At 72.3% G+C, this 12,242-nt stretch carries 13 protein-coding genes; 8 read left to right on the top strand and 5 right to left on the bottom strand.

Annotated elements, in window-relative coordinates:
- Positions 1-20 precede the first annotated feature (20 nt).
- Entirely contained in the window at positions 21-1,418 is a 1,398-nt protein-coding gene (locus AB0M39_RS28970) for a gluconate:H+ symporter (RefSeq protein WP_365368899.1), read from the top strand.
- A 63-nt stretch (positions 1,419-1,481) separates the two neighbouring features.
- Here AB0M39_RS28970 and AB0M39_RS28975 read toward each other — a convergent pair whose 3' ends face one another.
- The 3 genes from AB0M39_RS28975 to AB0M39_RS28985 all read right to left on the bottom strand — a co-directional run bounded on the left by AB0M39_RS28975 (position 1,482) and on the right by AB0M39_RS28985 (position 4,559).
- A complete protein-coding gene (locus AB0M39_RS28975) occupies positions 1,482-2,117 on the bottom strand; it encodes a cytochrome b/b6 domain-containing protein (RefSeq protein ID WP_365368900.1) in 636 nt (211 codons plus the stop codon).
- A complete protein-coding gene (locus AB0M39_RS28980) occupies positions 2,089-2,754 on the bottom strand; it encodes a molybdopterin-dependent oxidoreductase (RefSeq protein ID WP_365368931.1) in 666 nt (221 codons plus the stop codon). Before AB0M39_RS28980 ends, AB0M39_RS28975 begins: the two co-directional genes overlap by 29 nt.
- A gap of 149 nt (positions 2,755-2,903) precedes the next feature.
- Complete coding sequence (locus AB0M39_RS28985; protein WP_365368901.1) at positions 2,904-4,559, bottom strand: FAD-binding dehydrogenase; 1,656 nt, start codon at positions 4,557-4,559, stop codon at positions 2,904-2,906.
- 153 nt (positions 4,560-4,712) lie between these two features.
- Here AB0M39_RS28985 and AB0M39_RS28990 point away from each other — a divergent pair, with 153 nt between their 5' ends.
- From AB0M39_RS28990 to AB0M39_RS29000, 3 genes are all read left to right on the top strand, one after another.
- Entirely contained in the window at positions 4,713-5,228 is a 516-nt protein-coding gene (locus tag AB0M39_RS28990; protein ID WP_365368902.1) for an NUDIX domain-containing protein, read from the top strand.
- A gap of 655 nt (positions 5,229-5,883) precedes the next feature.
- Positions 5,884-6,279, top strand: coding sequence for a DUF202 domain-containing protein (locus tag AB0M39_RS28995; protein WP_365368903.1), 396 nt, complete (start codon positions 5,884-5,886; stop codon positions 6,277-6,279).
- Positions 6,276-6,602: a DUF202 domain-containing protein gene (locus AB0M39_RS29000; protein WP_365368904.1), complete on the top strand. Its 327-nt coding sequence runs from the start codon at positions 6,276-6,278 to the stop codon at positions 6,600-6,602. Before AB0M39_RS28995 ends, AB0M39_RS29000 begins: the two co-directional genes overlap by 4 nt.
- A gap of 33 nt (positions 6,603-6,635) precedes the next feature.
- Here AB0M39_RS29000 and AB0M39_RS29005 read toward each other — a convergent pair whose 3' ends face one another.
- Positions 6,636-7,571, bottom strand: a complete 936-nt coding sequence (locus tag AB0M39_RS29005) for an NADP-dependent oxidoreductase (RefSeq protein WP_365368905.1) — start codon at positions 7,569-7,571, stop codon at positions 6,636-6,638.
- A 150-nt stretch (positions 7,572-7,721) separates the two neighbouring features.
- On the opposite strand from AB0M39_RS29005, the gene AB0M39_RS29010 reads away from it, so the two are divergent.
- From AB0M39_RS29010 to AB0M39_RS29025, 4 genes are all read left to right on the top strand, one after another.
- Positions 7,722-8,018 (top strand): hypothetical protein, encoded by a 297-nt coding sequence (locus AB0M39_RS29010; RefSeq protein WP_365368906.1) that lies wholly within the window; start codon positions 7,722-7,724, stop codon positions 8,016-8,018.
- Between the two features lie 136 nt (positions 8,019-8,154).
- Positions 8,155-9,066 carry an MBL fold metallo-hydrolase gene (locus tag AB0M39_RS29015; protein ID WP_365368907.1) on the top strand — a complete coding sequence of 304 codons (912 nt, stop codon included), beginning with the start codon at positions 8,155-8,157 and terminating at the stop codon, positions 9,064-9,066.
- Positions 9,067-9,248: 182 nt separating this feature from the next.
- Positions 9,249-10,271: a phosphotransferase family protein gene (locus AB0M39_RS29020; protein ID WP_365368908.1), complete on the top strand. Its 1,023-nt coding sequence runs from the start codon at positions 9,249-9,251 to the stop codon at positions 10,269-10,271.
- 8 nt (positions 10,272-10,279) lie between these two features.
- Positions 10,280-11,494 (top strand): acyl-CoA dehydrogenase family protein, encoded by a 1,215-nt coding sequence (locus AB0M39_RS29025; RefSeq protein ID WP_365368909.1) that lies wholly within the window; start codon positions 10,280-10,282, stop codon positions 11,492-11,494.
- 149 nt (positions 11,495-11,643) lie between these two features.
- Here the strand turns inward: AB0M39_RS29025 and AB0M39_RS29030 are convergent, their stop codons facing one another.
- Positions 11,644-12,237, bottom strand: coding sequence for a TetR/AcrR family transcriptional regulator (locus tag AB0M39_RS29030; protein ID WP_365368910.1), 594 nt, complete (start codon positions 12,235-12,237; stop codon positions 11,644-11,646).
- Between the last annotated feature and the right edge of the window lie 5 nt (positions 12,238-12,242).

Raw genomic sequence — 12,242 nt, forward strand, 5'->3', positions numbered from 1 at the left:
ACGAAAGCCAAGGAGCCTCCGTGACCAGTCTCAGCGTCGAGACGCTGGCAGCGGCCGCTGCCGAGCCGATCACCTCGGCGGGCAACGCTCAGCTCGGCATAGCCGTCCTCGCCGGCATAGCCGTGATCGTCCTGCTCATCACCAAGTTCAAAGTGCACGCGTTCCTGGCGCTGACGATCGGGTCGCTGGCCCTCGGCGCGTTCGCGGGCGCGCCGCTGGACAAGACGATCGTGTCGTTCAGCACCGGCCTGGGCACGACCGTGGCCGGCGTGGGCGTGCTGATCGCGCTGGGCGCGATCCTGGGCAAGCTGCTGGCGGACTCCGGCGGCGCGGACCAGATCGTCGACACGGTCCTGGCCAAGGCAGGCGAGAAGTCCATGCCGTGGGCGATGGTGCTGATCGCCTCGATCATCGGTCTGCCGCTCTTCTTCGAGGTGGGCATCGTCCTGCTGATCCCGGTGGTGCTGATGGTCGCCCAGCGGGGCGGCTACTCGCTGATGCGGATCGGCATCCCCGCGCTCGCCGGCCTCTCCGTGATGCACGGCCTGATTCCGCCGCACCCCGGGCCGCTGGTCGCGATCGACGCCATCGGGGCCGACCTGGGCGTCACGCTGGCGCTCGGACTGGTCGTCGCGGTGCCGACGGTGATCATCGCCGGTCCGGTGTTCTCCAAGTACGCGGCCCGCTGGGTGGACATCCCGGCGCCCGAGCGCATGATCCCGCAGCGCCCCTCCGAGGACCTCGTCAAGCGTCCGAGCTTCCTCGCCACGGTCGCCACCGTGCTGCTGCCGGTGGTCCTGATGATGGCCAAGGCGCTCGTCGACATCGTCGTCGACGACCCCGAGCACCAGGTCCAGAGGGTCGCCGACGTCATCGGCTCGCCGCTGATCGCGCTGCTCGCCGCCGTGATCGTGGGCATGTTCACCCTCGGCCGGGCCGCGGGCTTCACCAAGGACCGCCTCTCCTCGACCGTGGAGAAGTCCCTGGCCCCCATCGCGGGCGTGCTGCTGATCGTCGGCGCGGGCGGCGGCTTCAAGACGACGCTGATCGACATCGGCGTCGGCCAGATGATCCTGGAGTTCTCCGAGGACTGGGCGATCCCCACGCTCCTGCTGGCCTGGCTGATCGCGGTGGCGATCCGGCTGGCGACGGGCTCGGCGACGGTCGCCACGATCTCGGCGGCCGGGCTGGTGGCGCCGCTGGCCGCCGACATGTCGACCTCGCACGCGGCGCTGCTGGTGCTGGCGATCGGCGCGGGCTCGCTCTTCTTCAGCCATGTCAACGACGCCGGGTTCTGGCTGGTGAAGGAGTACTTCGGGATGAGCGTGGGCCAGACGATCAAGACCTGGTCGGTGATGGAGACCATCATCTCGGTGGTCGGCATCGTCTTCGTCCTGCTGCTCTCCCTCGTGCTGTAGGGCTCGCGCCGTACGGGACCGTTCCGTACGGCTCGTCCGGTCGGGACCCGGCGACGACGGCGGTCAGTCGTCGTCCGGGTCCCACAGCGGGTGCTCGGTGCGGGCCCAGGGGCGCTCGACCGACCCGGTCCGCATGCCGCGGCGTGCCTCCGGGTCGGCGAGCGCCATCCCGATGTGGCCGAACAGCACGATCCCCACGGCGAGCGACAGCCAGTCGTGGACGAAGGTGGCGCTGGTGCGCCACACCAGCGGGGTGAGATCCGTGAACCACATGACCAGCCCGGTTCCGAGCATCACCAAGGCCGCGCCCGCGATCCAGGCCGAGTACACCTTCTGCCCGGCGTTGAACTTGCCCGCCGGGCGCGACTCGGGCCTGCGGTCCCTGCGCCGCGCCGCCCGCAGCCAGGTCCGGTCGTGCGGGCCGAACCGGTTGAGCCTGCGCAGGTCGGCGCGGAAGGCGGGCGAGGCGAGCCCGAGCAGGAAGGGCGCCGGCAGCAGCAGCCCCGACCACTGGTGCAGGGTGACCACCAGATAGCGGCGGCCGACGAGTTCGGCGATCTGCGGAACGTACAGCGCGGCGGCGGTGGCCACGCAGAGCAGCATCAGCGCGGCGGTGGTCCGGTGCACCCAGCGCTCGGCGCGGCTGAACCGCCGCACCCGCGCGGGCTGTTCAGACCGTGGGGGTGTCGCTGCGGCCATTGGACCTGCCGACCCAGGCGTCGACGTCATATCCCCGCTCCTCCCAGTAGCCGGGCTGGACGTCGGAGGTGACGGTGATCCCGGAGAGCCATTTCGCCGACTTGTAGAAGTACATGGGCGCCACATAGAGCCGGACCGGGCCGCCGTGGGAGTGGCTGACCGGCTTGTCCTGCATCCGCAGGGCGACGAGCACGTCGTCGCGGCGCGCCTGCGGAAGGGTGAGGCTCTCGCTGTAGACGCCGTCGAAGCAGGTGAACCGGATCGCCTTGCCCTCCGGGCGTACGCCGGCGGCGTCCAGCAGCAGGGACAGCTTGACGCCCGAGAAGGGCGTGTCGGGGACCCGCCAGCCGGTGACGCACTGGACGTCCCGGACGACGCGCGTCTGCGGGAGCTCGCGGAGCGCGTCGAGGGTGTACGTCTTCGGGCGGTCGACCAGCCCGTCGACGGTCAGCCGGTAGGTCTGCTCGCTCTTGCGGGGGACGGAGGAGGCGACGGAGTAGTAGCGGAAGCCGCCGCCGTTGGGCAGCAGACCGGTCAGACCGGTGGGGTCCTTGTCGGCGGCCGCGCCGAGGAACGACTCGAGCCCGCGCTGAAGATAGGGCGCGGCGGCGACGCCGGCCGCGCCGAGGCCCAGCATCGACAGCACCAGGCGCCGCCCGACGGGCGAGCCCTCCGTGTCCGAGTGGTGTGTGCTCACCCCTCGATTCGAACACCACGGGGGCTCGGAAGCCAGGGAAGGGGGAGTGACGTCAGACTTCCGTCACACATCGTCGCTGCACATGGCCGCTAGCCGACCGCCTTCGCCGCGGCCCGCCCCGCCGCGCGCCCGGAGAAGATGCAGCCGCCCAGGAACGTGCCCTCCAGCGAGCGGTACCCGTGCACCCCTCCCCCGCCGAAGCCCGCCGCCTCGCCCGCCGCGTACAGCCCGGGCAGCGGCTCGCCGTCCTCCTGGAGCACCCGCGAGGACAGGTCCGTCTCCAGTCCGCCGAGCGACTTGCGGGTGAGGATGTTCAGCCGTACGGCGATGAGCGGACCGGCCGCCGGGTCGAGGATGCGGTGCGGCGGGGCGGTGCGGATCAGCTTGTCCCCGATGTAGTTGCGGGCCCCGCGGATCGCGGTGACCTGGAGGTCCTTGGTGAACGGGTTCCTGATCTCCCGGTCCCGCGCGGTGATCTCCCGCCGCAGCTCCGCCTCGTCGATCAGCGGCTCCTTGGTGAGCGCGTTCATCCCGCGCACCAGCGCGCCGAGGTCTTTCTCGACGACGAAGTCGACTCCGTTGTCCATGAACGCCTTCACCGGGCCCGGCACGTCGGCCCGGGCGCGTCCGAGCACGCCGCGGACGGACTTGCCCGTCAGATCGGGGTTCTGCTCGGAGCCGGAGAGCGCGAACTCCTTGCCGATGATCTTCCTGTCGAGCACGAACCAGGTGTAGTCGTAGCCGGACCGCATGATGTGCTCGAGCGTGCCGAGGGTGTCGAAGCCGGGGAAGAGCGGTACGGGCAGCCGCCTGCCGCGCGCGTCCAGCCAGAGGGAGGACGGGCCGGGCAGGATGCGGATGCCGTGCCTGGCCCAGATCGGGTTCCAGTTCTCGATGCCCTCGGTGTAGTGCCACATCCGGTCGCGGTTGATGTGGCTCGCCCCCGCGCGCTCGGCGATGCCCAGCATCAGCCCGTCGACGTGCGCGGGGACGCCGGAGAGCATCTTCTGGGGCGGGGTTCCGAGCCGCTCGGGCCACTGCGAGCGGACGAGGTCGTGGTTGCCGCCGATGCCGCCGGACGTGACGACCACCGCCTGGGCCCGGAACTCGAAGGCGCCGGCCACCTCGCGGCTGCTGCTGGCGCCGCGCGCGGACTCCGACGGCTCCAGGACCTCGCCGCTGACGGTGTCCAGCTCGCCGCCGGTGCGGCTGAGGCCGGTGACCCGGTGCCGGAACCTGAGCTGTACGAGACCGCGGGCGACGCCCTCGCGGACCCTGCGCTCGAAGGGGGCGACGACGCCGGGTCCGGTGCCCCAGGTGATGTGGAAGCGGGGCACGGAGTTGCCGTGGCCCGTGGCGTCGTACCCGCCGCGCTCGGCCCAGCCCACGACCGGGAAGAAGCGCATGCCCTGGGCGCGCAGCCAGGACCGCTTCTCGCCGGCCGCGAAGTCGACGTACGCCTCCGCCCACTCGCGCGGCCACCGGTCCTCGTCCCGGTCGAAGCCCGCGGTGCCGTACCAGTCCTGGAGCGCCAGCGCGCGGTTGTCCTTGATCCGCATCCGGCGCTGCTCGGGCGAGTCGACGAGGAACAGCCCGCCGAAGGACCAGTGCGCCTGCCCGCCGATCGACTGCTCGGGCTCCTGGTCGAGGAGGATGACGGTGCGTCCGGCGTCGACGAGCTCCGCCGTGGCCACCAGTCCGGCGAGCCCTGCCCCGATCACGATCACATCAGCGTCGTACGCCATGGTTTCCATCCTTGTCGGGGCGGGCGGAATGCGATGGCACCGATCTTCTGTACGGGGCAGTAACTAGTCAACCGTTCCCGTGCACAATGCTCGGCCGCCCCGACGCTGCGGCGCCTCAGGGCCCGGCAGGCGGCCGGTGGTTGGATGGCGGGCATGAGTGCCTCTGAGGAGATCCTGGACATCGTCGACGAGAACGACGTGGTGGTCGGCCAGGCCCCGCGCGGCGAGGCGTACGCCCGGGGGCTGCGCCACCGCTGTGTGTTCGTCCTGGCCACGGACGCGCAGGGCCGGGTCTTCGTCCACCGCCGTACGGCGACGAAGCTGGTCTTCCCCTCGCTGTACGACATGTTCGTGGGCGGGGTCGTCGGCGCGGGCGAGAGCTACGACGAGGCGGCGCTGCGGGAGGCGGAGGAGGAGCTCGGGGTGTCCGGTCTCCCCCGGCCGGTTCCGCTGTTCACGTTCCTGTACGAGAGCGAGGACGGGCGCCAGAGCTGGTGGTCGTCGGTGTACGAGGTCCGCTGCGAGCTGCCCGTGCGCCCGCAGGAGGAGGAGGTCGCCTGGCACGCCTTCCTGCCGGCGGCGGAGCTGGAGCGCCGTATCGGCGAGTGGGAGTGGGTCCCGGACGGCCTGGCGGCGTACGAGCGGCTGCGGGGGCGCGGGGCGGGCTGAGGGGGGGCGCGCAAGGCGGCGTGTGCCGGAGGCGGGCATCCGGCGGCCGTGTAGCTGGCGGCCGTGTAGCTGGCGGCGGGCATCCGGCAGCCGGGCATCCGACGACCGTGTAGTCGGCGATCAGGTAGCCGGCGGCGGGCGTCCGGCGACCGGGCATCCGGCACCGGGATCCGGTGGCGGGTGCCGACGGCCGTGTAGCCGACGGCGGGCATCCGGCGATCGGGAAGCCGGCGATCGTAGCCGGCACCGGGGATCCGGCGGCCGTGTAGCCGGCACCGGGCATCCGGCGGCCGTGTGGCCAGCAGCCGGGATCCGGGCGATCGGGTAGCCGGCACCGGGGATCCGGCGGCGGGCGTCCGGCGGCCGGGCATCCGACGACCGTGTAGTCGGCGATCAGGTAGCCGGCGGCGGGCGTCCGGCGATCGGGAAGCCGGCGATCGTAGCCAACACCGGGCATCCGGCACCGGGTAGCCGACGGCCGGGCGTCCGGTGGCCGTGTGCCGGCGGTGGGCGTCCTGCTCTCCCAGCGCAGTCGTCTGACGCATCGTCGGCGCGCGGCCGCCCTGGGCGAGGTCGCGCAGGCGGGCTCCGGGCGCTCGCCCAGGCGCCGTACGCCGGCGCGGCCTGCGGCGACGCCGCGGGTAGGGTGCGACACGTGAGCGAATTCGTACGGAGTCTGCGGCTGTGGTTCGCGCCTCAGCGGATCCGGGAGGAGGGCGCGACCCCCGACTACCGCTTCTCGCTCGCCAACGAACGGACCTTCCTCGCCTGGATCCGCACGGCTCTCGCGCTCGTCGGCGGCGGCTTCGCGGTCGATCAGTTCCTCCCCGATCTGCGCTGGGGGGTGCGGGCCGGGCTCGCGCTCGGGCTGCTGGGGGCCGGCGTGCTCTGCGCCGTGCGGGCCGTCAACCACTGGGTGCGGTGCGAGCAGGCGATGCGGCGCGGCGAGGACCTGCCGGTCTCCCGCTTCCCGACGCTGCTGGGTCTCGTGGTCGCGCTCGTCGCGGTGGCGATGGTGCTGGTCGTGCTCTTCGGCTGGGAGGTCGGGTGACGGCCGAGGCCGGCCGCCCGGAGCGCGATCCGGGCCTCCAGCCGGAGCGGACGCGCCTGGCGTGGCGCAGGACCACGCTGGCGTTCACCGTGGCGGCCGTGCTGGCGGCGCGGCAGGTGACGGGCGGCGACTTGAGCGCGGCTGGGTTCGTCGCGGTGGCGTGCAGCACGCTGGTGTGGCTGGTCTTTCTGCGGGTGGCCCACCGCAGGGTGGGGGCGCTGGGCGCCGCCGCCCGGCCGGCGGGGCTGTCGGCGCGGGCGGCGCTGGCCGCGACGGCCTGCACGATCGCGCTCGCCGGGTTCGGCGTCGCGATCGTCCTGTGACCGGCCCTTCGACGGCCTAGCCTCCCCCTCCCCCTAGCTCTCCCAGTCGACGGTGACGACGATCTTGCCGCGGGTGCGGCCCTCCGCGTTCAGCTTCTGCGCCTCGGCGGCCTCCTCGAGCGGGAAGGCCTTGTCCACGTGGACCGAGATCACGCCCTGTTCGGCGAGCTCGCCCAGCACGGCCAGGTCCGCCGCGTCCGGGCGCACCCAGCAGTAGCGGCCGCCGAGCGCGAGGACCCCGCCGTCGGCGATCGAGGCGATGCGGCCGTTGGGCTTCAGCACCTCGGCGGACGCCTGGAGCGTGTCGCCGCCGACCGTGTCGAAGGCAGCGTCGACGCCGTCGGGGGCGATCGCGCGCAGCCGGTCCACGAGGCCGTCCCCGTACTCCACCGGCTCCGCTCCGAGCCGGCGGAGCATGTCGTGGTTGCGCTCGCTCGCCGTGCCGATGACGCGGGCTCCCAGGCGCCCGGCGAGCTGGACGGCGATGGAGCCGACGCCTCCGGCCGCCGCGTGGACGAGCACTGTGTCCCCGCCGCCGACGGAGAGCGCGCGGTGCAGCACCTGGTAGGCGGTGAGGCCGGCCAGCGGCAGCCCGGCGGCCTCCTCGAAGCTCAGGTTCCGGGGCTTGCGGGCGAGGGTGCGCACGGGCGCCGCGACGTACTCGGCGAAGGTGCCGCGGGAGAGGAAGCCCTCGCGCACATAGCCCATCACCTCGTCGCCGACGGCGAACTCCGGCGCGTCGAGTCCGAGTTGGACGACGACTCCGGCGACGTCCCAGCCGGGGATCACCGGGAAGACGGGCTCGAAGAGGCCGTCGATCCAGCCCTCGCGGGCCTTCCAGTCGACCGGGTTGACGGCCGCGGCGCGCACCTTCACCAGGACCGCGTCGGGACCGACCTTGGGGTCGGGCCGCTCTCCGTACTCCAGGACCTCCGGGCCGCCGTATCGGCTGTAGCTGATCGCCTTCATACTCCGACCCTCCGGTCTGTCCCGCGCTCCCGCAAGCCGGGCCCAGAACGGCACGGAATATGACATTGAGTGATAGAACGAGCGAATCAGTCACAGAGGGCTAGCCTGGAATCCGATGGAAGGCCACGAACCCCACCAGAGGCGAGCGTCATGACCGTTCTCCACGATGAGCACCCCGCGCACCAGCACACCCACGGCCCCGACTGCGGCCATACCCAGATCAGCCACGGCGACCACGTCGACTACGCGCACGACGGACACGTGCACCGGGAGCACTCCGGCCACTGGGACGAGTGCGAGCCCGGCGAGCACATCGCGCACAGCGGCCACGCGCACGAGCACAAAGACGGGTGCGGCCATCCGGCCATCGTGCACGGCGACCATGTGGACTACGCCCACGACGGGCACCGGCACGCGGCCCACGACGGCCACTGGGACGACCACTGACCCACCCGCGTCGGACGCCGGCGGCCGCCGCACGGATGCGCGCGAAGGGCTGAGGCATCCGATCCCGCCTTCCCCCGACCCGTCGTCAACTGGCAGGCTCCTACCGACCAGTCGACCTCGATTCGGGGGAGCCGCATTGCCCGCCAACGACCCGTACACCGTCCAGCTCGCGCCGAAGGTGCACGCCTACGTCCAGCCCGACGGCGGCTGGTGCCTCAACAACGCGGGCTTCGTCGGCGACGGCGCCTCCGCCCTCCTGATCGACACCGCCGCCACCGAGCGCCGGGCCCTGGCGCTGCGCGAGGCGGTGCTCGCGAGCGGCCTCCCGCTCCCCCGCACTCTGGTCAACACCCACCACCACGGCGACCACACCTACGGCAACGGCGTCTTCGTCCCCGAGGCCGTCGTGATCGGCCACGACTCCTGCCGCAGCGAGGTGCTGTCGGTCGGCCGGCAGCTCCATCTCGTGTGGCCGCAGACCGACTTCGGCGACATCCAGATCACCGCGCCGACGCTGACGTACAACGACCGTCTCACCGTCCATGTGGGAGACGTCGAGGTCCGGCTCCTCCACCCGGGCGTCGCGCACACCGTCGGCGACACCATCGTGCACCTGCCGGAGCAGGGGGTGGTCTTCACCGGGGACCTGGTCTTCCAGGGCGGCACGCCGTTCGTGCCGATGGGCTCGCTCAGCGGCTCCCTGCGGGCGCTGGAGCTGCTGCGCTCGCTCGACGCGACGACGGTGGTCCCGGGCCACGGCCCGGTCACCGACCCCTCGGCGTACGACGCGACGGAGCGCTATCTGCGGTACGTCGCCGAGCTGGCTCGGCAGGGGCACGCCGAGGGACGCACCCCGCTGGAGACGGCGCGGGCGGCGGACCTCGGGGACTTCGCCGAGCTGCGGGAGAGCGAGCGGCTGGTGGCGAACCTGCACCGGGCGTACGCGGAGCTGGACGGGGAGCCCGAGGGCTCGCCGCTGGACCCGGTGGCGCTGTTCGCCGACATGGCCGCGATGAACGGCGGGACGCCGGTGGCCTGCCACGCCTGACCTGCGGATACACGGGATCCTGGCCGGACGGGGCGCCCGTTGGCGCAGGCGACCCGTGGGGCCGACGCCCGCGTGTGCCCATGTGATCTGAGCCGGGGTTCGAGAGGCGCCCTGGACTACATACCGACTGGTCGGTCATCATGAGCGGGACCTGTTCCGCCCGCTCACCGGAGGTGCCGACCATGAGCTCTGTCCACCCGCCAGGCCTCGATCCCGACCAGCTCCGCGGGTATCTCGACCGCGAGCGGCCGGGTCTGGTGAGCGGACCGCTCAGCGCTCGCCTGATCCAGGGCGGCCGGTCCAACCTCACGTACGCCGTCGCCGACGGCGCGGGCAAGTGGGTCGTACGGCGACCGCCGCTCGGCCATGTGCTGGCCACCGCGCACGACATGAAGCGCGAGCACCGGGTGATCAGCGCGCTGCACCCGACCGCCGTGCCGGTGCCCCGGCCGGTGCTGCTGTGCGAGGACGAGTCGGTGATCGGCTCGCCGTTCTATGTGATGGAGTTCGTGGACGGCACGCCGTACCGCACGGCCGAGCAGCTGGCCCCGCTCGGCCCGCAGCGGACCCGGGACGCGGTGCTCGCCCTGGTCGACACCCTGGTGGAGCTGCACGCCGTGGACCCCCAGTCGGTGGGCCTGGGCGACTTCGGCCGGCCCGAGGGCTTCCTCGACCGGCAGCTGCGGCGCTGGGGCAAGCAGCTGGACGCCTCCCGCAACCGCGAGCTGGCCGGCATCGACGAGCTGCACGCCTCGCTCGGCCGCGCGCTGCCCGCCTCCCCCGCCCCGACGGTCGTCCACGGCGACTACCGCCTGGACAACGTCCTGATCGGCGAGGACGACGAGATCAAGGCGGTGCTCGACTGGGAGATGTCGACGCTCGGCGACCCGCTCACCGACCTCGGCCTGCTGGTGATGTACAGCCAGAAGCTGGAGCTGGCGGGCTCCCCGATCAGCACGACCGCGGGCGCCGAGGGGCACCCGGCGGCGTCCGAGCTGGTCGAGCGGTACGCCGCCCGCTCCGGCCGCGACGTATCCGCCGTCTCCTGGTACACGGCCTTCGCCTGGTTCAAGCTCGCCGTGATCCTCGAGGGAATCCACTACCGCTACACCCTCGGGCAGACCGTCGGCGCCGGCTTCGACCGGATCGGCGATCTCGTCCCCGTCTTCATCGAGCACGGCCTCACCACCCTCCAGGAAGGCTGAGTAGACCCATGGACTTCGCATACGACGCGCGCACCGAGGAGCTGCGGGCCAAGCTGCTTGCCTTCATGGACGAGCACGTCTACCCCGCCGAGGAGATCGAGCACGAGCAGCGCGCGCGGCTCGCCTCGCCGTGGGACACCCCGGCGGTCGTCGAGGAGCTGAAGGCCGAGGCCCGCAGGCAGGGCCTGTGGAACCTGTTCCTGCCGGACTCCGAGTACGGCGCCGGTCTGACGAACCTGCAGTACGCCCCGCTCGCCGAGATCACCGGCCGCAGCCCGCACCTGGCCCCCACCGCGCTGAACTGCGCGGCGCCGGACACGGGGAACATGGAGGTGCTGACGCAGTTCGCCGACGACGAGCAGAAGAAGCGGTGGCTGGAGCCGCTGCTGGCGGGCGAGATCCGTTCGGCATTCGCCATGACGGAGCCGGAGGTCGCCTCCTCGGACGCGACGAACATCCAGACCCGGATCGACCGCGACGGCGACGACTACGTCCTCAACGGCCGCAAGTGGTACATCTCCGGCGCGATGAACCCCAAGTGCGAGATCTTCATCGTGATGGGCAAGACCGACCCCGAGGGCGACGACATCCGCCGCCAGCAGTCGATGATCCTCGTCCCGCGCGACACCCCGGGCGTCGAGGTCCGCCGCGCCATGCAGGTCTACGGCTACGAGGACCACTCGCACGGCGGCCACGCCGAGGTGGTGTTCTCCGACGCCCGCGTGCCGGCCGCGAACCTGATCGGCGAGGAGGGCAGCGGCTTCGCCATCGCCCAGGCGCGCCTGGGCCCGGGCCGCATCCACCACTGCATGCGCCTGATCGGCATGGCCGAGCGCGCGATCGAGCTGATGTGCCGCAGGGCAGTGTCCCGTGAGGCGTTCGGCAAGGCGATCGCCCAGCAGGGCGTCGTGCAGAACTGGATCGCGGACGCGCGGGTCGCCGTGGAGCAGCTGCGGCTGCTGGTCCTGAAGACGGCGTGGCTGATGGACACCGTGGGCAACAAGGGCGCGCACACCGAGATCCAGGCCATCAAGATCGCGACGCCGCGGGCGGTCGTGGACATCCTCGACAAGGCGGTCCAGGTGCACGGCGCGGGCGGGGTCAGCCAGGACTTCCCGCTGGCCGAACTGTGGGCGGGCGCCCGGACGTTGCAGCTGGCGGACGGGCCGGACGAGGTGCACCAGCGGTCGCTGGCGAAGCGCGAGCTGAAGAAGTACCTGTAGGAGCGGGCGGGTGCGGCGGGCCGGGGCCTCGCTCCCCGGCCCGCCGTACCGCGAACGCGTCGAACGCCGGACTGCGAACGCCAGACCGCGAACGCCGGCGGGGCCGATGACTCGGCCCCGCCGGCGTTCGACGTGTTCGCGTCGCCGCGCTATGGACGCAGCGCCCGCAGCAGCATGTCGGCCAGGTGGTCCGCCACCTGCTGCGGGGTGAGCGGGCCGTCCGGCCGGTACCACGTCGACAGGTGGTGCACCGAGCCGAAGTGGTAGTCGACCACGAGGTCGGCGGGCGTCGCCGACGAGAAGACCCCGCTCTGCTGGCCCTCCTCCACCAGCGCCCGGAAGCGCTCGTGGTAGCGGCGGCGCTCCGCGCGCACCTGCTTGTGCTTCTCCGGGCTCAGGTGGTGCATCGAGCGGAAGAAGATCGCCGCGTCGTCGAGGTTGTCGATGGTCGTCACGACGACGTCGGCCGCGGCTGCGCGCAGGCGGTCCTCCACCGGCTCGTCGGCGTCCGCGTAGGCGTCCAGACGCTCCTGCTGGAGGCGGAGCATCCGCGCGTACACCTCCTGGAGCAGGTCCTCCTTGGAGCCGAAGTAGTGGTAGAGCGCGCCTTTGGTGACGCCCGCCGCCTCGACGATCTCCTGGACCGAGGTGCGGTCGTAGCCGCGTTCGGCGAAGAGCCGGGTGGCGGCGGCCAGCAGTCTCTGCGGTACGGGGGCGCCGTCCCCGTCCGTCGTCCTGGCCATTGCAC

Source organism: Streptomyces sp. NPDC051907 (assembly GCF_040681075.1).
Lineage (GTDB): Bacteria > Actinomycetota > Actinomycetes > Streptomycetales > Streptomycetaceae > Streptomyces.

What these genes read in the sequence shown, in the direction of transcription:
- AB0M39_RS29030 (WP_365368910.1), bottom strand. Translation starts at nt 12,237, where the DNA reads ATGGCCAGGACGACGGACGGGGACGGCGCCCCCGTACCGCAGAGACTG.
- AB0M39_RS28990 (WP_365368902.1), top strand. Translation starts at nt 4,713, where the DNA reads ATGAGTGCCTCTGAGGAGATCCTGGACATCGTCGACGAGAACGACGTG.
- AB0M39_RS28980 (WP_365368931.1), bottom strand. Translation starts at nt 2,754, where the DNA reads ATGCTGGGCCTCGGCGCGGCCGGCGTCGCCGCCGCGCCCTATCTTCAG.
- AB0M39_RS29025 (WP_365368909.1), top strand. Translation starts at nt 10,280, where the DNA reads ATGGACTTCGCATACGACGCGCGCACCGAGGAGCTGCGGGCCAAGCTG.
- AB0M39_RS29010 (WP_365368906.1), top strand. Translation starts at nt 7,722, where the DNA reads ATGACCGTTCTCCACGATGAGCACCCCGCGCACCAGCACACCCACGGC.
- AB0M39_RS28985 (WP_365368901.1), bottom strand. Translation starts at nt 4,559, where the DNA reads ATGGCGTACGACGCTGATGTGATCGTGATCGGGGCAGGGCTCGCCGGA.
- AB0M39_RS28975 (WP_365368900.1), bottom strand. Translation starts at nt 2,117, where the DNA reads ATGGCCGCAGCGACACCCCCACGGTCTGAACAGCCCGCGCGGGTGCGG.
- AB0M39_RS29020 (WP_365368908.1), top strand. Translation starts at nt 9,249, where the DNA reads ATGAGCTCTGTCCACCCGCCAGGCCTCGATCCCGACCAGCTCCGCGGG.
- AB0M39_RS29005 (WP_365368905.1), bottom strand. Translation starts at nt 7,571, where the DNA reads ATGAAGGCGATCAGCTACAGCCGATACGGCGGCCCGGAGGTCCTGGAG.